The following is a 21,108-nucleotide window of genomic DNA, read 5'->3' as shown; positions in this document are numbered from 1 at the left end:
TCGCCACCCTCCCGGAAGGACCTCCCCAATGCCCGCGCCCACGCGCCTGCGCGACCGGCTCACCCGCGAGGAGTGGATCCGGCTGGCCGGAATGGCCGCGTTCGTCCTCGCCCTGCACGTGGTCGGCTGGTTCACCCTGCTGGCGGTCATCGCGCCCAAGCACTACGACGTCGGCGGCCAGGTGTTCGGCGCCGGCATGGGCCTGACGGCGTACACCCTGGGCATGCGGCACGCCTTCGACGCCGACCACATCGCCGCCATCGACAACACCACCCGCAAGCTGATGGGCCAGGGCAAGCGCCCGCTCTCGGTGGGCTTCTGGTTCTCGCTCGGGCACTCCTCGATCGTGTTCGGCCTGTGCGCCCTGCTGGCGTTCGGCATCCGCTCGCTGGCCGGGCAGGTCGAGTCCGACGAGTCGGCGCTGCACAAGGCGACCGGCCTGATCGGCGTCACCGTCTCCGGCACGTTCCTGGTGCTGATCGGCCTGATCAACCTGGGCGCCTTCAACGGCATCCTGAAGGTGTTCCGGCGGATGCGGCAGGGCGACTTCGACGAGGCCGAGCTGGAGCGCCAGCTCGACAAGCGCGGTTTCCTGAACCGGATCCTCGGCAAGGTCACCCGGGCGGTCACCAAGCCCTGGCACATGTACCCGGTGGGCCTGCTGTTCGGCCTCGGCTTCGACACCGCCACCGAGGTGTCGCTGCTGGTGCTGGCCGGCGGCGCGGCCGCGTTCTCGCTGCCCTGGTACGCGCTGCTGGTGCTGCCGATCCTGTTCGCGGCGGGCATGAGCCTGCTGGACACCATCGACGGCTCGTTCATGAACTTCGCCTACGAGTGGGCGTTCTCCAAGCCGGTCCGCAAGATCTACTACAACCTCACCGTCACCGGCCTGTCGGTGCTGGTGGCGCTGGTGATCGGCGTGGTCGAGCTGGTCGGCCTGCTGGCCGAGAAGCTGGACATCACCAGCGGCCCGATCGGCTGGATCGGCTCGCTCGACCTCAACCTGGTCGGCTACGTGATCGTCGGCCTGTTCGTGCTCACCTGGGGCGCCGCGATGGCGTTCTGGAAGTTCGGCAAGGTCGAGCAGAAGTGGTCGGCGGGGCTGCGCGAGCAGTCCTGACCGACGCGTCGTCAGCGAACAAGGGGCACCCGGCGGGTGCCCCTTTCGCATGTGCGGGGGCCGGGGTGTACCCGCTCGGCGGCGAGAAGTTCACGTCAAGGCCCTTGTCGGGTCAACTTCTACGCGCGTATCTTTCTGGCTGGATCTACGCGAGTTGCCGTTCGGGGCCCGCCCGGCAGGGCCGGAGAGGCCCCGACAGTCAGCCTCCTGACGAACCCTCAATGCCACCCGGCGCCCGAGTGACGGCGACCGGGCCATGGTCCTGCCACGAAGGAGCCCCGCCAAGGTGCCCAGCCCCACCCCCGCCCGCCGCTCCCGCCGCACGCTGCTGCGCGTCACCGCGCCGGCCGCGGTCGCCGCGTCCCTGGTCCTCGTCCCGCTGCCGGGCGCGTTCGCCGCGCCGTCCACCGGTGCGGTGATCGCCGAGGTGTACGGCGGCGGCGGCAACTCCGGTGCGACGCTGAAGAACGACTTCATCGAGCTCGGCAACCCGACCGGCGCCGCCTTCGGCCTGTCCGGCTACAGCGTGCAGTACCTGCCCGGCAGCCCCGGCGCCACCACCCAGTGGGGCGTCACCCCGCTGAACGGCTCGATCCCGGCCGGCGGCCGCTACCTGATCTCCGAGGCGCCCGGCGCCGGCGGCACCGCCGACCTCCCGGCCGCCGACGCCGGCGGCAGCCTGAACATGTCCGCCACCTCCGGCACCGTCGCGCTGGTCAACGGCACCGCGCCGCTGAGCTGCAAGACCGCCGCCGACTGCGCCGCCGACACCCGGATCGTCGACCTGGTCGGCTTCGGCTCCGCCGTGGTCCGCGAGGGCGGCGGCCCGGCCGCGGGCGCGTCCAACAGCGCCTCGGTGGCCCGCGGTTCGTCGCTCGCCGACACCGACGACAACGCCAAGGACCTCACCGCCGGCGACCCGACCCCGGTCAACTCCAAGGGCCAGACCACCGGCGGCGGCACCACCCCCGGCGGCGGTGGCACGCCCGTCCCCGGCGACGTGCGGATCCACGACATCCAGGGCACCACCCGGATATCGCCGCTGAACACCAAGACCGTCACCAACGTCCCCGGCATCGTCACCGGCGTGCGCGGCTACGGCACCAAGGGCTTCTGGATCCAGGACCCCAACCCGGACAACAACGCCGCCACCAGCGAGGCCGTCTTCGTCTTCACCGGCTCCGCCGCCCCGACCGTCAAGGTCGGCGACTCGGTGCTGGTCACCGCCAAGGTGAGCGAGTACTACCCGAACAGCGCGGGCGGCTCGCAGTCCGTCACCGAGCTGACCGGCCCGAAGGTCGCCGTGCTGTCCTCCGGCAACGCCGTGCCCGCCCCCGTGGTGCTGGACGCCGCCAAGATCCCGGCCGGGTACGCCCCGGACGCCGCCGGCGGCTCGATCGACAACCTGCCGCTGGACCCGTCGAAGTACGCCCTCGACCTGTACGAGTCGCTGGAGGGCATGAACGTCGAGGTCCGCGACGTGCCGGTGGTGCAGGCCACGGACAAGTACCACGAGCTCTGGGTGGACGCTTCGTCGGCCGACCCGCGCACCAACCGCGGCGGCGTGGTCTACCTCGGCTACGACAAGCCGAACAACGGCCGGATCATGATCCAGTCGCTGCCGCCGCTGACCGAGCAGCCCTTCCCGGTCGCCAACGTCGGTGACAAGCTGACCGGTTCCACCGCCGGCCCGCTCGACTACAACCAGTTCGGCGGCTACACCATCGCCGCGAACACCGTCGGCACCGTCCAGGACAACGGCCTGCAGCGCGAGGTCGCCGACCGGGCACTGCCCAGCGAACTCGCCATCGCCACCTACAACGTGGAGAACCTCGCCCCCGGCGACCCCGACGCCAAGTACAGCGAGCTCGCCCAGGCCGTCGTCACCAACCTGCGCTCGCCCGACATCGTCGCCCTGGAGGAGATCCAGGACAACAGCGGCGCCGCCGACGACGGCACCGTGGACGCCTCGGCCACCGTGCAGAAGTTCATCGACGCGGTCAAGGCCGCCGGTGGCCCCGCCTACGACTGGCGCTCCATCGACCCGGTGAACGACAAGGACGGCGGCCAGCCGGGCGGCAACATCCGCCAGGTCTTCCTGTTCAACCCCGACCGGGTCTCCTTCACCGACATCGCCGGCGGCGACTCCACCACCGCCGTCGACGTCACCGGCACCGGCAAGCGCACCTCGCTGACCGCCTCGCCCGGCCGCATCGACCCGAACAACGAGGCCTGGAACAGCAGCCGCAAGCCGCTGGTCGGCCAGTTCAGCTTCCACAACAAGCCGGTCTTCGTGATCGCCAACCACTTCAACAGCAAGGGCGGCGACCAGGGCATCGACAGCCGCTTCCAGGCCCCCACCCGCAGCTCCGAGGTGCAGCGCCAGAAGCAGGCCGAGATCGAGCACGCCTTCATCGCCAAGCTGGAGGCCGCCGACCCGAACGCCCGGATCGTCTCGCTCGGCGACTTCAACGACTACCAGTTCTCGCCCGCGATGCAGACCCTCACCAAGGACGGCGTGCTCCGCGACCTGGTGAACGACCTGCCCGCGAGCGAGCGCTACTCGTACGTCTACCAGGGCAACTCGCAGGTGCTCGACCACATCCTGGTCAGCCCCGCGTTCAAGCAGCAGCACGTCCGCTACGACGTGGTGCACATCAACAGCGAGTTCGCCACGCAGGCCTCCGACCACGACCCGCAGGTGGTCCGCGTCAAGCCGTGACGGCCCTTCGGGAGCCCTCGTTCTGCCTGAATCGGTGGGGCGGGGGCTCCCGCGTTGTTACCGGTGGGTTGACCTCGCGGCCCGGTGGCCGCAGGATCGGGGCTCACTGTCTCTGGGAAGGACCTCGGATGGCCCTCGACGCCGACGTCATCGTGATCGGAGCCGGCCTGGCAGGCCTGGCCGCCACCGCCGAACTCGCCGACGCCGGACGGCGCGTCATCCTGCTCGACCAGGAACCCGCGGGGTCGCTCGGCGGGCAGGCGCACTGGTCCTTCGGCGGACTCTTCCTCGTCGACTCGCCCGAACAGCGCCGGATGCGGATCAAGGACTCCCGCGAACTCGCCTGGCAGGACTGGCTCGGCACCGCCGGCTTCGACCGCCCCGAGGACGCCTGGGCGCGCCGCTGGGCCGAGGCGTACGTCGACTTCGCGGCCGGCGAGAAGCGGGCCTGGCTGCACGCGATGGGCGTCCGGCTGTTCCCGGTGGTCGGCTGGGCCGAACGCGGCGGGCTGCTGGCCACCGGACCGGGCAACTCCGTCCCGCGCTTCCACATCACCTGGGGCACCGGGCCCGGCCTGGTCGAACCGTTCGCCCGCCGGGTCCGCGACGCCGTCCGGGCCGGACGGGTCACGCTGCGCTTCCGGCACCGCGTCACCGGCCTTGCCTCGAGCGGCGGTTCACTCGACACCGTCACCGGCGAGATCCTCGCGCCGTCCGCCGTACCGCGCGGCGAGGCCAGTTCCCGGTTGGTGGTCGGACACTTCGAACTGCGCGCCCAGGCCGTGATCGTCGCCTCCGGCGGCATCGGCGGCAACCACGACAAGGTCCGCGCCGCCTGGCCCGAACGACTCGGCACCCCGCCCGCCCGGATGCTCTCCGGCGTCCCCGCGCACGTCGACGGCCTGATGCTCGACGTCGCCGCCGAAGCCGGCGCCGGACTCGTCAACGGCGACCGGATGTGGCACTACACCGAGGGCATCGAGAACTGGAACCCGATCTGGGCCCGGCACGGCATCCGCATCCTGCCCGGCCCGTCCTCGCTCTGGCTCGACGCCACCGGCGCCCGCCTCCCCGTCCCGCTGTTCCCCGGCTTCGACACCCTCGGCACCCTCGACCACATCATGCGCACCGGCCACCAGCACACCTGGTTCGTGCTCACCCAGAAGATCATCGAGAAGGAGTTCGCGCTCTCCGGCTCCGAACAGAACCCCGACCTGACGGGGCGTTCACTCCGGCGCGTCCTCGGCCGGGCGCTGCCCGGCGCACCCGGGCCGGTCGAAGCGTTCAAGCAGCGGGGCGCGGACTTCGTGGTGGCCTCCACGGTGGAGGAGCTGGTGCGCGGCATGAACGAGCGCCAGGACGGCGCCCCTGCGATCGACGCCGACGCGCTGCGCCGCGAGATCGAGGCCCGCGACCGCGAGATCGCCAACCCCTTCGGCAAGGACCTCCAGGTCACCGCGATCCACGGCGCCCGCCGCTACCTCGGCGACAAGCTGATCCGCACCGCCACCCCGCACCGCCTGCTCGACCCCGCCGCCGGACCGCTGATAGCCGTCCGGCTCCACATACTCACCCGCAAGTCCCTCGGCGGCCTGCACACCGACCTCGACTCCCGCGTCCTGCGCTCCGACGGCTCGGTGCTGGACGGCCTCTACGCGGCAGGCGAGGCAGCCGGCTTCGGCGGCGGCGGCATCCACGGCTACCGCTCCCTCGAAGGCACCTTCCTCGGCGGCTGCCTCTTCACCGGCCGCACCGCCGGCCGGGCGGCCGCAGCTGCCACCGCCTGATCCGCGTACTACCGGCCGGTCGCGCCGTCGATCTGCTCCCGCAGGATGTCGGCGTGACCGGCGTGCCGGGCCGTCTCACTCGTCATGTGGGCGACCACCCAACGCACCGACAGCAACTCCTCACGGACCGGCACCGCCACCGGACGCGACAGGTCGGCGGACGCGCCGATCACCTCGTCACTGGCCTCGATCGCCTCCGCGTATGCGGCCAGCACCTGCTCGGCGCTGGTGTTCGCCGGGACTGCCATGTCGAAGTCCGCGTTCTCGTAAGCCATTTGGCCCGCCACATGGTGCCCGAACCAGTACCGCTCGGCCGCCGTCAGGTGCTGCACCAGGCCCAGCAGGTTCGTCCCCGTCCCGACCAGGACGCGGCGCAGCTCCTCCTCCGTCAGCCCCTCGGTCTTCTTGACGACGGACTCCCGGGCAAACCTCAGAAAGGCCAGCGCGGTGTCGAGTTCGCCGCTGTCGTTGAACGGAACGGGGCGGCGCTGGGTCTCGGTCGCAGTCATCCTTCGAACCTATCCGGCCGCCGCGTGGGTCGCACCGAGATTTCCGGGCCGGTCAGCCCTGGCCGGTCAGCTGGGCCAGGACGATCTTGGCCATGGTCTCGGCGCCGAGCGTGGACTCCGGATCGAGAGCCAGCGAACCGAGAACGGCGACCGCCGCCGCCGGGTCGGTGTGCTGCAGCAGCAGCGCCTTGTTGACCAGCAGCATCCCCCGGGTCTCCCCGTCCGGCTCCCCGGCCAGCCCGCGTTCCAGGGCGGTCAGTTGCTCGTCCGGGTCGGTCAGCAGTGCGGCCAGCTCCTTCCAGGCCGGCGGGAAATCCGGGAAGCGCCGCACGATGCCCTGGAGCAGCTCACGCTTCTGCGCCGGATCCTCCAGCCACTCCAGCTGCAGGAACGCCTGACTGAAACCGTCGAACAGCTCGCCGCGAAGCTCCCGGCGCAGCGTGTCCAGCGTGGTCTTGCAGGTGAAGAACCCACGCGGCGCGATCCGGTCCACCTCCGCGTACAGCTTCTCCGCCCCCACCGCGTCACCCTGCAACAACACCGTGAACGCCGCGTCGTACGACGGATGCGGCCACCCCGGAGCCAGCGCCTGAGCCTGCCCCAACAGCCCGAGCGCCTCCTCGTACTCGCCGCGCTCCCCGGCCTCCCGCCCCCGCCGGTGCAACAGCCGCGCCTGCGCCGGTACTTCCTCACCCCCGACGAGCTCCCACCCCACCTGCCCGGTCACCCCGGCCAGGTCCTCCTCCGTGAGCTCCCGCCCCTCCGCGTCCCTGAACACGACCCGTCCGGCCATCGGGCACCCCCACCTGTCGCAGCGAATCCGTCGGGTGAGGCTACCGGGTGCAGGGAGCCGGCGTGGAGGAGAAGTACGCGGGCTCCCTGAGGCTCCATGAGAGTGTCGGAGAAGCCTGCTCTCGACCCGCACTCACGAACCCTCCGGAGCTGCCACAGTGACGAGCAACACCGCACAGCAGGACGCCGCAGTCGCCGACAAGTCCATCCTCGCGAACAGCGCATACGCTGACGGACGCCACCTGGCCGCCCGTCAGTCCATCTACCGGTGGCAGCAGCCGCAGTACGACCTACCCGGGATCGTCGTCGAAGAGCTGGCCGACACCAGCGGCACGGTCCTCGATGTCGGCTGCGGCAACGGCAAGTTCGTCAGCCGTCTGCACACGGACCGCCCGGATCTCCAGGTCGTCGGGATGGACATCTCATGGGGCATCCTCGCCGATGTCCCGAAGCCGGTCCTGGTGGCCGATGCCCAGGCCCTGCCCTTCGCCGACAACAGCGTCGACGCCGTGCTGGCCCTGCACATGCTGTACCACGTGGGCGACATCCCGGGCGCGGTCGGCGAGTTGGCGCGGGTGCTGCGGCCGGGTGGGGTGCTGATCGCGTCGACCAACAGTGAGAGCGACAAGGCGGAGCTGGACCGGCTGTGGGCGCGGGCGGCCGGGGATGTGCTCGGGGTGGCGGAGGGCCCGGGGCGGGTGTCGTTGAGTGCGCGGTTCTCGTTGGAGCGGGCACCCGGGATTCTCCGCGAGGTGTTCGGGGAGGTGCGAGTACGACGGTTGCCCGGGTTGATCGAACTGACCGATCCGGCACCGGTGGTGGCGCATCTGGCGTCGTACGAGGCATGGGCGGGGCAGTGCGGGGTGCCGTTCCGGGAGACGGTGGCGCGGGCGGCCGAGATCGTGGCGGACGTGATCGAGTCCGAGGGGGCATTCCGGATCGGGTGCCTCGGCGGGGAGCTGGTGTGCCGGTACTGAGTGGGCGGGTGCGGAGAATGGGGAGCGTGAACAGAGCGGAGTTGGATGGGCGGCCGGTGACGGTCGGGGAGTTGCAGGTGCTGGCGCTGACGAACTACGGGCACTTCACCACGATGTTGGTGGAGGACGGCCGGGTGCGGGGGCTGGGGTTGCATCTGGCGCGGCTGGAGCGGGACTGTGCGGCGGTGTTCGGGGTGCGGCCGGATCGGGAGTGGGTGCGGGAGTTGGCGCGGCGGCAGGCTCCGGCGCGGGGGGCGGTGGTGGTGCGGGTGACGTTGTTCGATCCGGCGATCGACCTGGGGAGTGTCGGGGGGCCGGCGCATCCCCGGGTGTTGGTGACGGCCCGTTCGGCGGGGAGTGGGGTGCCGGGGGCGACGAGGGTGCGGACGGTGCGGTACCGGCGGGATCTGCCGGAGGTGAAGAGCGTGGCGCTGTTCGGGGCGTTGCGGCAGCGGCGGCTCGCGCAGCAGGCGGGGTTCGACGACGCGCTGTTCGTGGACGAGGCGGGCGGGCTGACGGAGGGCGCGACGTGGAACGTCGGGTTCCTGCGGGGCGGTGAGGTGGTGTGGCCGCAGGGGGAGTACCTGGCGGGTACGGCGATGGCGCTGCTGCGCGAGGCGTGCGGTGGGGAGTTCGCCAGGGTGGGGAAGGAACTGGCGGGCGTGGACGCGGTGTTCGCGACCAATGCGACCACCGGCGTGCGGGCGGTGGCGGCGGTGGACGGCCGGGAGTTCGATGTCGAGGCGGCGGGCCTGGCGCGGTTGCGGGCGGCGTACCTGGAGGTGCCGGGTGACCCGCTGTGAGCTGTGACGACGCGTCATGATCGGGCCGGGCACCTCGCGGCGGAGGTGGCTTTGCCAACACATGGTCTGATCATGTGCGCGGCCAGACCGACACGATGACGCTCGTTCACCGAGCATCCGGGTGGCGGCCACCGGCCACTGACAGTCTCCCGCGCATGGATATCCCCAACATGGGCGTGCCCGCCCAGCTGGCCGCTCGCATGAACATGGCCGAGCAGCACGAGTACCTGCGCAGCAAGCTCTCCCGCCGCACCCTGCTGCGCTCCAGCGCGGTGACGGTCGGCGTGCTGGCCGTCGGCGGGGCGCTGGGCTCCGGCACGGCGTTCGCCGACCAGGCCGCGAAGCAGGGCAACGCGACGGACGCGGTGTCCGGTGCGCTGGTCGCCCCGGTCGGTCGTCACCTGCAGTTCGGTGCCGAGGCCGACACCCAGATGCGGGTGTCCTGGCAGGTGCCGGCGCCGGTGAAGAAGCCGTTCCTGCGCTTCGGCCGGCACCCGTGGGAGCTCAGCCACAAGATCGAGGCCGAGGTCCGGGCGCTGCACACCCCCGCGCTGGTCGACGGTGCCACCCCGGTCGACCAGTACTACCTGCACGTGGAGCTGAACCACCTGCAGCCCGGCACCACCTACTACTACGGCGTCGGCCACGAGGGCTTCGACCCGGCGTCGCAGCAGGCGATCTCGACGCTCCAGACCTTCACCACCGCGCCGTCCCGCAACGGCCGGCGGGGCCGCCCGTTCGAGCCGTTCACCTTCACCGCCTTCGGTGACCAGGGCGTCTCCTCGCACGCGGCCGGCAACGACCACGTGATCCTGGCCCAGAAGCCGGTGTTCCACCTGCACGCCGGCGACATCTGCTACGCCGACCCGATGGGCCAGGGCAAGGACAGCGACCGCGTCGCGTTCAACGCGCTGACCTGGGACGCGTTCCTCGCGCAGACCGAGACGGTGGCGGCGAGGATCCCGTGGATGGTCGCCTACGGCAACCACGACATGGAGGCCTGGTACTCGCACAACGGGTACGGCGGTGACGACGCCCGCTTCACCCTGCCGACCAACGGCCCGGACCCGCGCAAGGCGCCCGGCGTCTACGCGTTCAACTACGGCAACGTGGGCGTCATCTCGCTGGACGCCAACGACGTCTCCTACGAGATCCCGGCCAACCTGGGCGTCACCGCGGGCCGCCAGACCGAGTGGCTGGAGCGCAAGCTGCGCGAGCTGCGGGCGGACGAGGCGATCGACTTCGTGGTGGTCTTCTTCCACCACTGCGCCTTCTCCACCACCCACCAGCACGCCTCCGACGGCGGCGTCCGGGACGCCTGGGTGCCGCTGTTCGAGAAGTACCGCGTGGACCTGGTCATCAACGGCCACAACCACGTGTACGAGCGCACCGACGCGATCCTCGGCAACAAGGTCAACAAGGCGGTGCCGAGCGGCGCCGGCATCGACCCGGCCAAGGACGGCGTGGTGTACGTGACCGCCGGTGCGGCCGGCCGCAGCCTGTACTCGTTCGACGCCCCCGACACTTACGAGGGCCACGAGAACCACCAGGACGAGGTGGTCACCTACCACTTCGACAAGGGCAGCGTGAAGGTCGCGGAGACCGTGCAGTGGTCGCGGGTCCGCTACACCGGCTACTCGTTCATCAAGGTGGACGTCACCCCGGCGCACCGCGGTGCGACCAGCACCATGAAGGTCACCGCGCTCGCCGAGAACGGCACCCAGATCGACCACTACTCGATCACCCGCCGCGCGGGCCGCGGCGAGCACGGTCACTGACGCCCACGTGCGGCGCCCCCGGCCCCGGTGCTGTCGGGTCCGGGGGCGCCGCCGTCTAGGGTTGTTCGGTGAGTACCGCCCGTTCGATCATGTTGTTCGCCGTGGCCGCGCTGCTGGAGATCGGCGGCTGCTGGCTGGTCTGGCAGTCCGTCCGCGAGTCCCGCCCGTGGTGGCTGGCCGGCCTCGGCGTCCTCGCGCTCGGCCTGTACGGCTTCACCGCCGCCCTCCAGCCCGACGCCAACTTCGGCCGGGTGCTGGCCGCGTACGGTGGGGTCTTCGTGGCGGGCTCCCTGCTGTGGGGCGTCGTCGTGGACGGCTTCCGCCCCACCCGCTGGGACGTGTTCGGCGCGCTGATCTGCCTGGCCGGCGTCGGCGTGATCATGTACGGACCGCGGCGCTGAGCGGGCCTCAGGCCGCGACCCACCGCCAGCCGTTCTTGTCCTCGCACCGGATGGTGCGCCCCGAGGCGTCCGTACCCGACACCCCGTGGTCCGAAGCCCGGCAGTACTGGCCCGCCTTGTAACAGTTCCCCGCGTTCGACAACGGGTGGCACCCCGCCGCCTCCTGCGTGTGCGTCGGCTCCGCCGGCGGCTTGGCGGTGGTGGTCTTCGGCGCGGGCTGCGGCGGCTGGGTGGCCGGCGGGGTCGGCGTCTCGGCGCTCGGGCTCGGCGTGGCGCTCGGCGTCGGGCTCGGTGTCGGCGTGGGCGACGGCGTCTCGGACGCGCTGGGCGATGGCGCGCTGCTGCTGACGGCGGCGGGTGTGGACGGCGCGGCGGGCGCCGTGTCGGCGGGCTCGCAGGCGGTGGCGAACAGTGCGGCGGCCAGCAGCGCACCGGCCGCGGAGGCCCGGCGCAGGCGGAGGGAGAAGGACAAGACGGCTCATCTCGGAAGGGCGGCTCAGGACGGGACGCCATCCTTCCGAGTGTGTGCGAGCCGTGTAGTTCGAGTGATGGGTTCGTTATCGATCGGCAACCGGAGCGCGGTGCAGCAACGTACCTTCGACGCAGGCCCGGACGTGCCGGCTCGGGTCCTCGCGTAGCTGCCGGATCACCGCGAAGGCCTCCGAAGTGCCGATCAGCGCAAGTGACTTGACGGCCTGGGCGCGTACCCGCTGGTCGCCGTCCCGGGTGGCGGCTTCGAGGCGCTTCAGCCGCTCCGGTCCGTCCGGGAGCCGGGGTTCGAGCCAGGTTCGGGAGATCGGTTCGCGGATCCAGGGGATCCGACGCTCGACCAGGGCGGGGTCAGTCTCGGCGATCCGCCGGATGCCGTGGGTGGCGAGTCGCCGGATCTTCCGGTTGGTCGTGGTGTTGACCAACTCGGCCAGCACGTCGAACAGTTCGGGGTCGCCGCGCTCGGCCAGCGGGCGGACCAGCTCGGTTCGGACCACGCCGTTCAGCAGGAGGGTGACGACCAGGTCGGTGGCGCGTCGGTCGGTGCAGCGGGCCAGGGCGTTCATGACCAGCGTGCGGTTGCCGTGGAGCGGGTTGCGGGCCTCGGCGAGGAGCAGGTCCACGGCCGGGTCGGGGCCGAGCTGTGTCAGGGCCGTGATCAGCATCGGCTGTGCCCACTTCGCGCGGCGGAAGGCGTCGACGAGGGCGGGCACCGCCTCGGTCGCGCCGAGTCGGGTGAGGGCCACCACGACGTCGTGGACGACCCCGTTGGTGCGGCCGATGGCGGCGATCAACTCGGGGACGGCCTCTGTGAGTTCGAGCCGGTGGGCGACATGCGCGGCCCGGTCGGGTGCGGCGGTCGGGTCGCGCAGCACGGCGAGGGCGGCGCGACGGCGGGCCTCGGTGCCGCCGATCGCCTCGATCGCCTCGTCGGCGGCGCGCTGCAGCGCACTGCTCCGGTGGCCGAGGGCGGCCGTCAGCACGGGTAGGGCGGACGCGTCGCCGTGGCGGCCCAGGGCGCGGACGGCGCCGAGGTGTGACGGGTCGGCGGTGACGAGGACGATCAGCCGGCGGTTGATCTCCTGCGGCCGGCGGGGCGTCGGTTCGTCCTCGGCGAGCCCCAGGACCGGGCGCAGCCGCTGTAGGTCGTACTCGGTGACGGCTGCGCGGGCGGCGGGGTCGTCGAGGCGGCGCAGGACCCGGGCCGCGCTGTCGCGCAGCAGCTCGTCGGGGTGGGTGACCAGGCGCAGGGCGAGCGGCAGTTGGGCGGTGGTCATGCAGCTGGCGGCGACTTGGATCAGCGTGAGCCGTCCGTTGTGTGCCTGGGCCGGGTCCAGCCGGTCGGCGGCGGCGAGCAGCGGTTCGACCGCTTCCGCGGGACGGATCCGATCGCACATCACCCTGGCGTAATGGGCGGTCTCGGGGTCGGCGGATTCCAGGTCGGCGATCAGCTGCCGGATGCCGGCGGCATCGGGGGCGCCGTGCCGGACCAGGTCGGCTTCGGCCCGCTGCCAGGCCCAGTATTCGGCCATCGCGGCTCTCGGCCCCGGTACGGTGCGCCGGCAGTCGCGGATCAGGGCGCCCCGCGCAAGGGACTTGGCGGAGAGGCGGAGGCGCGCGGTCGCCTCGGCCCGGACGCCCTCGGCGGCGTCGATCAGCCGGGTGTCGATCCCGGCCTCGACCAGCTGCGGGCGCCGCCACCCGCCGTGTTCCGCCAGGCCGTGCACGTAGACGGCGGCGACGGTGATCGGGTCGGCGGTGCGGGCGGCGACGGCGGTGGCGAGCTGTTCGATGCCGTCCAGTGCCAGGGTCGGGGTGCCGTCGAACATGACGGTGCGGCCGCGGAGTTGACGGTGGGTGAAGGCCCGGACGGCCGAGGTTCGCATGCCGCGCATTGTGGGCGACCGGGTGCCCGCGCCGCCAGCCTCCCTGCTGGGAGCTGCCGGTGCGGGTTCGAACTACTGTGCTAGGTTCGCCTGGTTTCGACAGCGGATGATCACGAGGGTGGGGCATGGCGGAGCAGCCGGTGCAGCGGATCACGAGCCAGTGGGTGTGGGGGATGTCGGCGGTGGGGGCGCTGGTCCTGCTGGGCACGGTGGCCTGGGGCTCCGGGTTGATGCCGTCGGCGGTCGGGCCGGGGGGTGCCGAGCCGGCTGCCTGCAGGCCGCCCACCCCGGCCATGGGCCGCTCGGAGCCCACGTCCTGGATCAGCTTCGACTCCGCGGGCAAGGCCAAGTCCGGTGGCGGCCCCGGCGGCAGGACCGAGACCCTCCTGGCGGCCCGGAACGCGGACGGCTCCGGCGGCTGCGTCGAGTTGGCCGTGTGGCGCGACGACGGTGGCCCGGTGAACCGCGAGATGCTGCTCCGCCTCGCCGAGAAGATCTGCCCACCCTGGACGGCTGGGGCCCGGCCGGAGCGGCGAGCGGCCCCGGCCGTCGGCTGACGCGCCGCTACTGGCGGTAGGTGGCCAGGAAGCGCCCGATCCGGTTGATGGCCGTCTCCAGGTCGTCGGCGCGGGGGAGGGTGACGAAGCGGAAGTGGTCGGGGCGGGGCCAGTTGAAGCCGGTGCCCTGGACGATGTGGATCTTCTCGCGGAGCAGCAGGTCGAGGACGAAGCGCTCGTCGTCGACGATCTTGTGGACGGCGGGGTCGAGCTTGGCGAAGGCGTAGAGCGCGCCGCGCGGCTTGACGCAGGAGACGCCGGGGATCTCGTTCAGCGCCCGCCAGGTGACGTCGCGCTGTTCGGTGAGGCGGCCGTTCGGCAGGACCAGGTCGTTGATGGACTGCCGGCCGCCGAGCGCGGCCTGGACGGCGTACTGGGCGGGCACGTTGGGGCACAGGCGCATGCCGGCCAGCATGGTGAGGCCTTCGAGGTAGTCCTTGGCTCGCTGCTTGGGGCCGGAGACGACCAGCCAGCCGCTGCGGAAGCCGGCCACTCGGTAGGACTTGGAGAGGCCGTTGAAGGTGAGGGTGAGGACGTCGTCGGCGAGGGCGGCCAGGCAGTGGTGCTCGACGCCGTCGTAGAGGATCTTGTCGTAGATCTCGTCGGCGAAGACCATCAGGTTGTGACGGCGTGCCAGGTCGAGCAGGCCTTGGAGGAGTTCCTTCGGGTAGACCGCGCCGGTCGGGTTGTTCGGGTTGATCACCACGATGGCCTTGGTGCGGTCGGTGATCTTCGAGGCGATGTCGTCCAGGTCCGGGTACCAGTCGGACTCCTCGTCGCACAGGTAGTGCACCGCCTTGCCGCCGGCGAAGGTCACCACGGCCGTCCAGAGCGGGTAGTCCGGCATCGGGACGAGCACCTCGTCGCCGGTGTCCACCAGGGCCTGCACGCTCATCTGGATCAGCTCGGAGACGCCGTTGCCGAGGTACACGTCGTCCACGCCGACGTTCGGGACGCCGCGCTGCTGGTAGTACTGCACGACGGCGCGGCGGGCCGGCAGGATGCCGCGGGAGTCGCTGTAGCCGTGTGCGTTGGTGAGGTTGCGGACGATGTCCTGGACGATCTCCTCGGGCGCCTCGAAGCCGAACGGCGCCGGGTTGCCGGTGTTCAGGCGCAGGACGCTGTGGCCGGCCTCCTCCAGGGCGTTGGCGGTGTCGACGACCGGGCCGCGGATCTCGTAGCACACGTCTTTCAGCTTGCTGGACTGGCGAAACTCCATCAGCGGCCTCCCGACCCGTCACCGAGCCCCTGCGGCCGGCTTGCTTCGTTCTACCAAGTGAGCACTTGGAAAGTCCAACTTCTTGGCTATGCTGACGACATGCCACGCCGAAGCTACGACCAGTACTGCGCCGTCGCCCGCGCCCTGGACGCGGTCGGGGAGCGCTGGAGCCTCCTGATCGTCCGTGAACTCCTCGGCGGACCGCGCCGCTACACCGACCTGCACGCCGACCTGCCGGGCGTCTCCACCGACATCCTGGCGACCCGCCTCAAGCAGCTGGAGGCCGAAGGACTGGTCGAGCGCCGCCGCCTGGAGCGCCCCGCCAACGCCACCGTCTACGAACTCACCGACCGCGGCACCGAACTGCGCCCCGTCATCGAGGCGCTCGCCCACTGGGGCACCCCCGAACTTGGCGAGCCGCGCCCGACCGACGCCTTCCGCGGACACTGGTACGCCGCCAAATGAGTTGAGCCGTACCACAGTTGGGTAAAATCACGTCGTCCGGGCACGACCGGTCGCCCGGCGGCGAACGGGGGGTTCCGCTGTGCTGCGTCCAATCGCGATGCTTGTCGATGTCTACCGCTGGTCACGCCGCCGGTTCGGGCGCCGGCGCCCGGCGTACGACCACACCGAGGCCCACCGCGCCGCCGTCGGCCGGGACGCCGCGGCAGCCCGGCACCACCGCTCCGCCAACCACACCTGGACCGGCGGCGGACCGGCCCAATAGCCCGGTGCTGTCGGCGAGTTGTGCTTGGCTGGCGGCCATGGACGACTCCTCGCGCATGTGGATCACCGCCGTACCCCCGTTCGGGCCGGACGAGATCGGGGTGCTGCTCTCGCTGGACGGCGAGTCCGCCGACCCCGGTGAACAGGCCGCCTTCCGCCTGCTGGACCGCGGCCACGAGGGCGAGGAGGGCGTCTTCTACCTGCTGCCCTTCGACCTCTCCGCCCGCTACACCCGCACCGGCGACCGGCTGGCCGTCACGCTGGTCGCCCAGCGGGCCGTGCTCGACGAGGAACTCGCCGCACCAGAGCGACAGTTGGACGAGGGCGGCTGGGTGACGCTGCTGCGCCGCGAACTCGTTACCGACTTTGAGCCGGCCGAGCAGGACGGCGAGAAGCAGGCCGTCCTGCTGATCGACCACCTCGGGCCGGTGCATACCCTGGACGAACTGCTCGCCGGGTTCGAGGCCGGGGATTCGGGGATCGCGGTGCTCAACGCCCAGTAGGAGGAGGGGACATGCCGGAGACCGACCGTTCGCGCGCGCTGGGCGGGCTGGTGGCGGGGGCGCTCGGGGCGGTCCTGGGGGTGGCCCTGATCCTGCTGGCCTGGGGCGTCATGGCGCTGCTCGGCGACAGCGAGTTCCCGTCCGGCCTGCTGGGTGCGGCGCTCATTCCGGCGGGCGGCCCCATGCGCTCGCTGTGGGACCGCCGGCCCGTGAACCGGCGGCCCGCCGTGCTGGTCGCGCTGCTCCTGCTCCTGCTGGTCGTCATGTTCGTGACCGCCCTCGGTGACCTCTATGCCGAGGATTCGGACGAGCAGTCGCGCCTCGCTCAACTGCTGTTCGGCTACGTCCCGGGGGTGTTGCTGTTCGGCACGGTCTTCGGCGCACTGTGCGGCGAGTCCGTCGACGAGCCGGGCCGCCACTGGCTGCGCTTCACCGGCCGCGGGGGCCGCTTCCATCTCGCTGTGTACGGCGGCCTGTTCGCGCTGCTGATGCTGACCGTGGCCGCGATCTGGGCGTCCGGCTGACACCGGTTCCGCGGCCGGGGGACACGCCCGATTAGGGCGCTATCGCGAAGTCTTGGGCCTTTTGCCCGGTATGGTCGGCGGGCGTCCGATCGTCCCCCCTGGGAGCATCCGCCATGCCGCAGCCCCAACCGGTCCTCGCCAATCTGACCGGGGCCGCCGTGTTCCTGGTGCTCGGCATCGAGGACGGTGGCGAGCAGACCGTCCGCGACCTGCTGCCCGACCTCGGCGGGCTGACCCGCTCGGTCGGCAGCCGCGCCCCGCACGACGGGCTGGCCCTGGTCGTCGGCATCGGATCGGACGCCTGGGACCGGCTGTTCGCCGGCGCTCGCCCCGCCGGGCTGCACCCCTTCGAGGAGTTGGCCGGCTCCCGGCACCTCGCCCCCGCCACCCCCGGCGACCTGCTGCTGCACGTCCGCGCCGAACGCATGGACCTGTGCTTCGAACTCGCCACCAGGATCACCGGCCGGCTCGGCGCCGCGGTGAGCGTCCTCGACGAGACGCACGGCTTCCGGTACTTCGACTGCCGCGACCTGATCGGCTTCGTCGACGGCACGGAGAACCCGGTCGGCCAGGACGCCACCGACGCCGTGCTGATCGGCGAGGAGGACCCGGCGTTCGCCGGCGGCTCCTACGTCATCGTGCAGAAGTACCTGCACGACATGGCCGGTTGGAACGCGCTCAGCACCGAACGGCAGGAGCTGATCATCGGGCGCACCAAGCTCGACAACGTCGAACTGGACGATGCGGCCAAGCCCGCGGACTCGCACGTCGCGCTGAACACCGTCACCGGGCCGGACGGCGAGGGGCTCGACATCTGGCGGCTGAACATGCCGTTCGGCTCGTTCACCGAGGGCGGCGAGTGCGGCACCTACTTCATCGGCTACGCCCGCGACCCGTGGGTGACCGAGGAGATGCTCCGCAACATGTTCCTCGGCCGCGGGCCCGCCACCCACGACCGGCTGCTGGACTTCTCGACTCCCGTCACCGGGACGCTCTTTCACGTCCCGAGCAAGGGCTTCCTGAGCGACCCGCCGCCCGCGCCCGGCACCCCCGACGCGGCCCGGGCACGCACCGACGCACCGTCCGCACCGCAGCCACCGGAACCGTCCGCACCTTCGGCGGCCCGGGACGGCAGTCTCCACATCGGCAGCCTGAAGAGGAGTCTCTCCCCGTGAACAACCTGCACCGCGAGCTGGCGCCCGTCTCCGCCGCCGCCTGGGCCGAAATCGAGGAGGAGGCCCGGCGCACCTTCACCCTGCACCTGGCCGGTCGCCGGGTGATCGACCTGCTCGGCCCCGACGGGCCGGAACTCGCCGCGATCGGCACCGGCCACCTCGCCGACATCGCCGCCCCGTCCTACAACGTCCAGGCCCGGGCCCGGGAATGCCGGGCACTGGTCGAACTGCGCGTCCCGTTCACCGTCACCCGGGCCGCCGTGGACGACGTCGAACGCGGCTCCAAGGACTCCGACTGGGACCCGGTCAAGGACGCCGCCCGCACCATCGCCCTCGCCGAGGACCGCGCCGTCTTCGACGGCTGGTCCGCCGCCGGCATCACCGGCATCCGGGACGGCTCCAGCAACCACCCCGTCGCCCTGCCCGCCGACGTCCGCGAGTACCCCAACGCCGTCAGCCGCGGCCTCACCGCGCTGCGCCTGGCCGGCGTCGGCGGCCCCTACTCGCTGCTGCTCGGCGCCGACATCTTCACCGCCGTCAACGAGACCTCCGACCACGGCTACCCCGTCCACAACCACCTCGCCCGGCTGCTCGACGGCGACATCATCTGGGCCCCCGCCGTCGAGGGCGCCATCCTGCTCTCCGCCCGCGGCGGCGACTTCGAGCTCCACCTCGGCGAGGACCTGTCGATCGGCTACCTCTCGCACGACGACAGCACCGTCCACCTCTACCTGCAGGAGTCGCTCACCTTCCAACTGCACACCCCCGAGGCCTCGGTGTCCCTCACCTCCGACTGATCAATTGGCTTTAGTGGAGCGGGAGTTGGCGTTGGGAGGGGCGGAATCAGGCCAATGGTGAAGGGAGGCTTCCGGGTGCCGGGCGGGGGCGCCACGATGTGAGGCATCGCAAGGGCGTTCGGTGATGAGGGGAGCACGCCGTGTCCGATCCTTCCGTTCCCAAGTGTCCGTTTCTCGACCCCACCGCGGCCTCGCCGCACGCGGAGGCCGCCGAACTTCGGGTGCAGGGCCCGGCGGTGCTGGTCGAGCTGCCGGGCCGGGTCCGCGCCTGGTCGGTGACCAGGCACAGCGTGATCCAGGCACTGACCACCGACCCGCGGGTGTCGCGGGACTTCCGCCGCCACTGGCCGGGGGTGGCGGACGTACCGGACGGCTGGGTGCTGGGGTCGGTGGCGTTCCAGGACAGCCTGGTCAACCGGTACGGCGAGGAGCACCGCCGGGCCCGGGGCCGGATCGCCCCGACCTTCATGCCGCGCCGGGTCAAACTGATGCGCCCCCAGGTGCAGGCGATGGCCGACCAGCTGGTGGCGGCACTCGGCGCGCTCGCGCCGGGTGAGTGCGCCGACCTGCGGTCCGCGCTGGCGAGGCCGCTGACCATGACGGTGATCTGCGACCTGTTCGGCGTGCCCGAGGAGCGGCGCGAGAGGCTGGGCGCGCTGATCGACCGCGCGCTGGACTCCTCCATGGCCGAGGACGCCGCGCTCGCCGTGCAGAACGAACTCTACGAGCGCCTCGGCGAGTTGGCCGCCCACAAGCGGGCCAACCCGGGCGCGGACCTGACCAGCGACCTGCTGCTCTCCGACCGGCCGGGCGAACAGCCGCTGGCAGAACACGAGTTGGTCGGCACGCTGTTCACGATGATCGCCGCCGGCTTCGAGACGGCCGTCAACCTGATCTCCAGCGCCGCGCTGGAACTGCTCACCCACCCCGAGCAACTGGCCAGGCTGCGGGCGGGCACGATCGACTGGACGGACGTGATCGAGGAGACGCTGCGGGTGGAAGGCCCCGTCATGTACGTCCCGCTGCGGTACGCGCTGGAGGACATCGACCTCGGCGAGGGCGTGCTGATCGCCAAGGGCGACCCGATCATGGTCGGCTTCGCCGCCGCGGGCCGCGACCCGCAGGAACACCCGGACCGCCCCGACGAGTTCGACCCCACCCGCGCGGACAAGAGCCACCTGGCGTTCGGCCACGGCCCGCACTTCTGCGTCGGCGCGCCGCTGGCCCGGCTGGAGGCGGAGGTGGCACTGAGCACCCTGTTCGAGCGACTGCCCGAGCTGGCCCTGGCCGAACCCGGGCAGCGGCCCGCCCGTCTCCCGTCGCTGGTCGTCAACGGCCCGGAGGCCGTGGAGGTGGTGCCCCGGCCCCGCAGCGCCCCGGTTACGCCTGGGTAGGGTGGGGCGGGGCAGGAGCGAAAATCCAGGAGGCGGTGTGCGGCAGTACCGGGCGATGGTGGCGGTCGGGGACTCGTTCACCGAGGGGATGTGCGACGACGTCCTGCCGGACGGGGAGTTCCTGGGCTGGGCGGACCGGGTCGCGGGCGTGCTGGCGGCCGAGCAGGACGGCTTCCGGTACGCGAACCTCGCCGTGCGGGGCAAGCTGATCGGCCAGATCCGGGACGAGCAGGTGGGCCTGGCGGCCGCGACCGACGCCGACCTGGTGACGCTGGCGGGCGGGCTGAACGACGTACTGCGGCCCGGGTGCGACGTCGCCGAGGTGGAACGGCGGCTCGGCGAGTGCACGGCCGAACTGGTCGCCGAGGGCCGCACCGTGGTGCTGTTCACCTCGACCGACCCGACCCGGCGGATGGCCGGCAGCGCGCGACTGCTGCCGGCGATCCTGCGGATGAAGGCGTTCGTCGAACGGACGGTCCGGGAGTACCCGGGCCGGGCGGTGCTGGTCGACCTGTTCTCGGCGCCCGCGTTCGACGACCGCCGGCTGTGGGCGGAGGACCGGCTGCACCTGTCGCCGGAGGGCCACCGCCGGGTCGCGCTGGCGGTGCTGGAGGCGCTCGGCCGCCCGTCCGAGGAGGACTGGCGGGCGCCGCTCGCCGAGCCCGACACCCGCACCCGGGGCCAGAAGGTCCGCGAGGACGCCCGCTGGCTGCGCACCCACGTCGGCCCGTGGATCGGCCGGCGGCTGCGCGGCCGCTCCTCCGGCGACGGGCGGCCCGCCAAGCGGCCCGAGCTGCTGCCCTACCAGGCGTAAGGCGTCAGGAGAGCCGGATCGTGAGCCCGACGGTGCCGGTCCTGCCGCGGCGCAGCATCCTTGCGGTAACTGGTGACCAGCAGGTACTTCCCGGCGGCGAGCCGGTCCAATTCGGTGTCGGCCATGGCCGCGAGT

21 protein-coding genes and 1 pseudogene are annotated in these 21,108 nt (G+C 71.9%); 16 read left to right on the top strand and 6 right to left on the bottom strand.

Annotation, left to right across the window (positions count from 1 at the left end; genetic code table 11):
- Window positions 1-28 precede the first annotated feature (28 nt).
- The 3 genes from ACFYS8_RS27330 to ACFYS8_RS27320 all read left to right on the top strand — a co-directional run bounded on the left by ACFYS8_RS27330 (window position 29) and on the right by ACFYS8_RS27320 (window position 5,629).
- On the top strand, window positions 29-1,120 hold the full coding sequence (locus tag ACFYS8_RS27330) for a HoxN/HupN/NixA family nickel/cobalt transporter (RefSeq protein WP_387645602.1): 1,092 nt from the start codon (window positions 29-31) through the stop codon (window positions 1,118-1,120).
- 286 nt (window positions 1,121-1,406) lie between these two features.
- Window positions 1,407-3,842 (top strand): endonuclease/exonuclease/phosphatase family protein, encoded by a 2,436-nt coding sequence (locus tag ACFYS8_RS27325; protein ID WP_387645600.1) that lies wholly within the window; start codon window positions 1,407-1,409, stop codon window positions 3,840-3,842.
- A gap of 128 nt (window positions 3,843-3,970) precedes the next feature.
- On the top strand, window positions 3,971-5,629 hold the full coding sequence (locus ACFYS8_RS27320) for an FAD-binding dehydrogenase (protein ID WP_387645597.1): 1,659 nt from the start codon (window positions 3,971-3,973) through the stop codon (window positions 5,627-5,629).
- Between the two features lie 8 nt (window positions 5,630-5,637).
- On the opposite strand, the gene ACFYS8_RS27315 is transcribed toward ACFYS8_RS27320, so the two are convergent.
- The gene (locus ACFYS8_RS27315; protein WP_387645595.1) at window positions 5,638-6,138 is read right to left on the bottom strand and encodes a DinB family protein; all 501 of its coding nucleotides are present in this window, start codon (window positions 6,136-6,138) and stop codon (window positions 5,638-5,640) included.
- 52 nt (window positions 6,139-6,190) lie between these two features.
- Complete coding sequence (locus ACFYS8_RS27310) at window positions 6,191-6,931, bottom strand: hypothetical protein (protein WP_387645592.1); 741 nt, start codon at window positions 6,929-6,931, stop codon at window positions 6,191-6,193.
- A 157-nt stretch (window positions 6,932-7,088) separates the two neighbouring features.
- On the opposite strand from ACFYS8_RS27310, the gene ACFYS8_RS27305 reads away from it, so the two are divergent.
- From ACFYS8_RS27305 to ACFYS8_RS27290, 4 genes are all read left to right on the top strand, one after another.
- The gene (locus ACFYS8_RS27305) at window positions 7,089-7,907 is read left to right on the top strand and encodes a class I SAM-dependent methyltransferase (RefSeq protein WP_387645589.1); all 819 of its coding nucleotides are present in this window, start codon (window positions 7,089-7,091) and stop codon (window positions 7,905-7,907) included.
- A 26-nt stretch (window positions 7,908-7,933) separates the two neighbouring features.
- A complete protein-coding gene (locus tag ACFYS8_RS27300) occupies window positions 7,934-8,710 on the top strand; it encodes an aminotransferase class IV (RefSeq protein ID WP_387645586.1) in 777 nt (258 codons plus the stop codon).
- Between the two features lie 155 nt (window positions 8,711-8,865).
- Window positions 8,866-10,488, top strand: a complete 1,623-nt coding sequence (locus ACFYS8_RS27295) for a purple acid phosphatase family protein (protein ID WP_387645583.1) — start codon at window positions 8,866-8,868, stop codon at window positions 10,486-10,488.
- A 68-nt stretch (window positions 10,489-10,556) separates the two neighbouring features.
- The gene (locus ACFYS8_RS27290) at window positions 10,557-10,889 is read left to right on the top strand and encodes a YnfA family protein (protein ID WP_387645581.1); all 333 of its coding nucleotides are present in this window, start codon (window positions 10,557-10,559) and stop codon (window positions 10,887-10,889) included.
- A gap of 7 nt (window positions 10,890-10,896) precedes the next feature.
- Here ACFYS8_RS27290 and ACFYS8_RS27285 read toward each other — a convergent pair whose 3' ends face one another.
- Both ACFYS8_RS27285 and ACFYS8_RS27280 read right to left on the bottom strand, forming a co-directional pair.
- Window positions 10,897-11,361 carry a hypothetical protein gene (locus ACFYS8_RS27285; protein ID WP_387645579.1) on the bottom strand — a complete coding sequence of 155 codons (465 nt, stop codon included), beginning with the start codon at window positions 11,359-11,361 and terminating at the stop codon, window positions 10,897-10,899.
- Between the two features lie 85 nt (window positions 11,362-11,446).
- Entirely contained in the window at window positions 11,447-13,264 is a 1,818-nt protein-coding gene (locus tag ACFYS8_RS27280; protein ID WP_387645577.1) for a HEAT repeat domain-containing protein, read from the bottom strand.
- Between the two features lie 125 nt (window positions 13,265-13,389).
- Between ACFYS8_RS27280 and ACFYS8_RS27275 the strand changes: the two genes are divergently transcribed.
- Window positions 13,390-13,821: a hypothetical protein gene (locus ACFYS8_RS27275; RefSeq protein ID WP_387645575.1), complete on the top strand. Its 432-nt coding sequence runs from the start codon at window positions 13,390-13,392 to the stop codon at window positions 13,819-13,821.
- A gap of 7 nt (window positions 13,822-13,828) precedes the next feature.
- On the opposite strand, the gene ACFYS8_RS27270 is transcribed toward ACFYS8_RS27275, so the two are convergent.
- The gene (locus ACFYS8_RS27270; protein ID WP_387645572.1) at window positions 13,829-15,040 is read right to left on the bottom strand and encodes a pyridoxal phosphate-dependent aminotransferase; all 1,212 of its coding nucleotides are present in this window, start codon (window positions 15,038-15,040) and stop codon (window positions 13,829-13,831) included.
- A gap of 99 nt (window positions 15,041-15,139) precedes the next feature.
- Between ACFYS8_RS27270 and ACFYS8_RS27265 the strand changes: the two are divergent.
- The 8 genes and pseudogenes from ACFYS8_RS27265 to ACFYS8_RS27230 form a co-directional block, all read left to right on the top strand.
- Window positions 15,140-15,496: pseudogene (locus ACFYS8_RS27265) on the top strand (winged helix-turn-helix transcriptional regulator); the annotation flags it as partial.
- 106 nt (window positions 15,497-15,602) lie between these two features.
- Entirely contained in the window at window positions 15,603-15,767 is a 165-nt protein-coding gene (locus tag ACFYS8_RS27260; protein ID WP_387645569.1) for a hypothetical protein, read from the top strand.
- A 37-nt stretch (window positions 15,768-15,804) separates the two neighbouring features.
- Entirely contained in the window at window positions 15,805-16,269 is a 465-nt protein-coding gene (locus tag ACFYS8_RS27255; protein ID WP_387645566.1) for a hypothetical protein, read from the top strand.
- A gap of 11 nt (window positions 16,270-16,280) precedes the next feature.
- Window positions 16,281-16,793 (top strand): hypothetical protein, encoded by a 513-nt coding sequence (locus ACFYS8_RS27250; protein ID WP_387645563.1) that lies wholly within the window; start codon window positions 16,281-16,283, stop codon window positions 16,791-16,793.
- Window positions 16,794-16,906: 113 nt separating this feature from the next.
- Complete coding sequence (locus tag ACFYS8_RS27245) at window positions 16,907-17,968, top strand: Dyp-type peroxidase (protein WP_387645561.1); 1,062 nt, start codon at window positions 16,907-16,909, stop codon at window positions 17,966-17,968.
- The gene (locus ACFYS8_RS27240; RefSeq protein WP_387645560.1) at window positions 17,965-18,765 is read left to right on the top strand and encodes a family 1 encapsulin nanocompartment shell protein; all 801 of its coding nucleotides are present in this window, start codon (window positions 17,965-17,967) and stop codon (window positions 18,763-18,765) included. The genes ACFYS8_RS27245 and ACFYS8_RS27240 overlap by 4 nt, the downstream gene beginning before the upstream one ends.
- Window positions 18,766-18,905: 140 nt before the next feature.
- Window positions 18,906-20,159, top strand: a complete 1,254-nt coding sequence (locus ACFYS8_RS27235; protein ID WP_387645559.1) for a cytochrome P450 — start codon at window positions 18,906-18,908, stop codon at window positions 20,157-20,159.
- Between the two features lie 37 nt (window positions 20,160-20,196).
- Window positions 20,197-20,973, top strand: a complete 777-nt coding sequence (locus ACFYS8_RS27230; protein ID WP_387645556.1) for an SGNH/GDSL hydrolase family protein — start codon at window positions 20,197-20,199, stop codon at window positions 20,971-20,973.
- Here the strand turns inward: ACFYS8_RS27230 and ACFYS8_RS27225 are convergent.
- Window positions 20,961-21,098, bottom strand: a complete 138-nt coding sequence (locus ACFYS8_RS27225) for a hypothetical protein (RefSeq protein ID WP_387645553.1) — start codon at window positions 21,096-21,098, stop codon at window positions 20,961-20,963. The two genes, ACFYS8_RS27230 and ACFYS8_RS27225, sit on opposite strands and share 13 nt — an antisense overlap.
- Window positions 21,099-21,108: the final 10 nt, after the last annotated feature.

The sequence above is a fragment of the Kitasatospora sp. NPDC004615 genome (assembly GCF_042873545.1).
GTDB lineage: Bacteria > Actinomycetota > Actinomycetes > Streptomycetales > Streptomycetaceae > Kitasatospora.
Note: the sequence above shows the minus strand (reverse complement) of the source record. Positions and strands in the feature narration are given on the sequence as shown.

What these genes read in the sequence shown, in the direction of transcription:
- ACFYS8_RS27330 (WP_387645602.1), top strand. Translation starts at nt 29, where the DNA reads ATGCCCGCGCCCACGCGCCTGCGCGACCGGCTCACCCGCGAGGAGTGG.
- ACFYS8_RS27320 (WP_387645597.1), top strand. Translation starts at nt 3,971, where the DNA reads ATGGCCCTCGACGCCGACGTCATCGTGATCGGAGCCGGCCTGGCAGGC.
- ACFYS8_RS27315 (WP_387645595.1), bottom strand. Translation starts at nt 6,138, where the DNA reads ATGACTGCGACCGAGACCCAGCGCCGCCCCGTTCCGTTCAACGACAGC.
- ACFYS8_RS27310 (WP_387645592.1), bottom strand. Translation starts at nt 6,931, where the DNA reads ATGGCCGGACGGGTCGTGTTCAGGGACGCGGAGGGGCGGGAGCTCACG.
- ACFYS8_RS27295 (WP_387645583.1), top strand. Translation starts at nt 8,866, where the DNA reads ATGGATATCCCCAACATGGGCGTGCCCGCCCAGCTGGCCGCTCGCATG.
- ACFYS8_RS27280 (WP_387645577.1), bottom strand. Translation starts at nt 13,264, where the DNA reads ATGCGAACCTCGGCCGTCCGGGCCTTCACCCACCGTCAACTCCGCGGC.
- ACFYS8_RS27275 (WP_387645575.1), top strand. Translation starts at nt 13,390, where the DNA reads ATGGCGGAGCAGCCGGTGCAGCGGATCACGAGCCAGTGGGTGTGGGGG.
- ACFYS8_RS27270 (WP_387645572.1), bottom strand. Translation starts at nt 15,040, where the DNA reads ATGGAGTTTCGCCAGTCCAGCAAGCTGAAAGACGTGTGCTACGAGATC.
- ACFYS8_RS27260 (WP_387645569.1), top strand. Translation starts at nt 15,603, where the DNA reads ATGCTTGTCGATGTCTACCGCTGGTCACGCCGCCGGTTCGGGCGCCGG.
- ACFYS8_RS27255 (WP_387645566.1), top strand. Translation starts at nt 15,805, where the DNA reads ATGGACGACTCCTCGCGCATGTGGATCACCGCCGTACCCCCGTTCGGG.
- ACFYS8_RS27250 (WP_387645563.1), top strand. Translation starts at nt 16,281, where the DNA reads ATGCCGGAGACCGACCGTTCGCGCGCGCTGGGCGGGCTGGTGGCGGGG.
- ACFYS8_RS27245 (WP_387645561.1), top strand. Translation starts at nt 16,907, where the DNA reads ATGCCGCAGCCCCAACCGGTCCTCGCCAATCTGACCGGGGCCGCCGTG.
- ACFYS8_RS27225 (WP_387645553.1), bottom strand. Translation starts at nt 21,098, where the DNA reads ATGGCCGACACCGAATTGGACCGGCTCGCCGCCGGGAAGTACCTGCTG.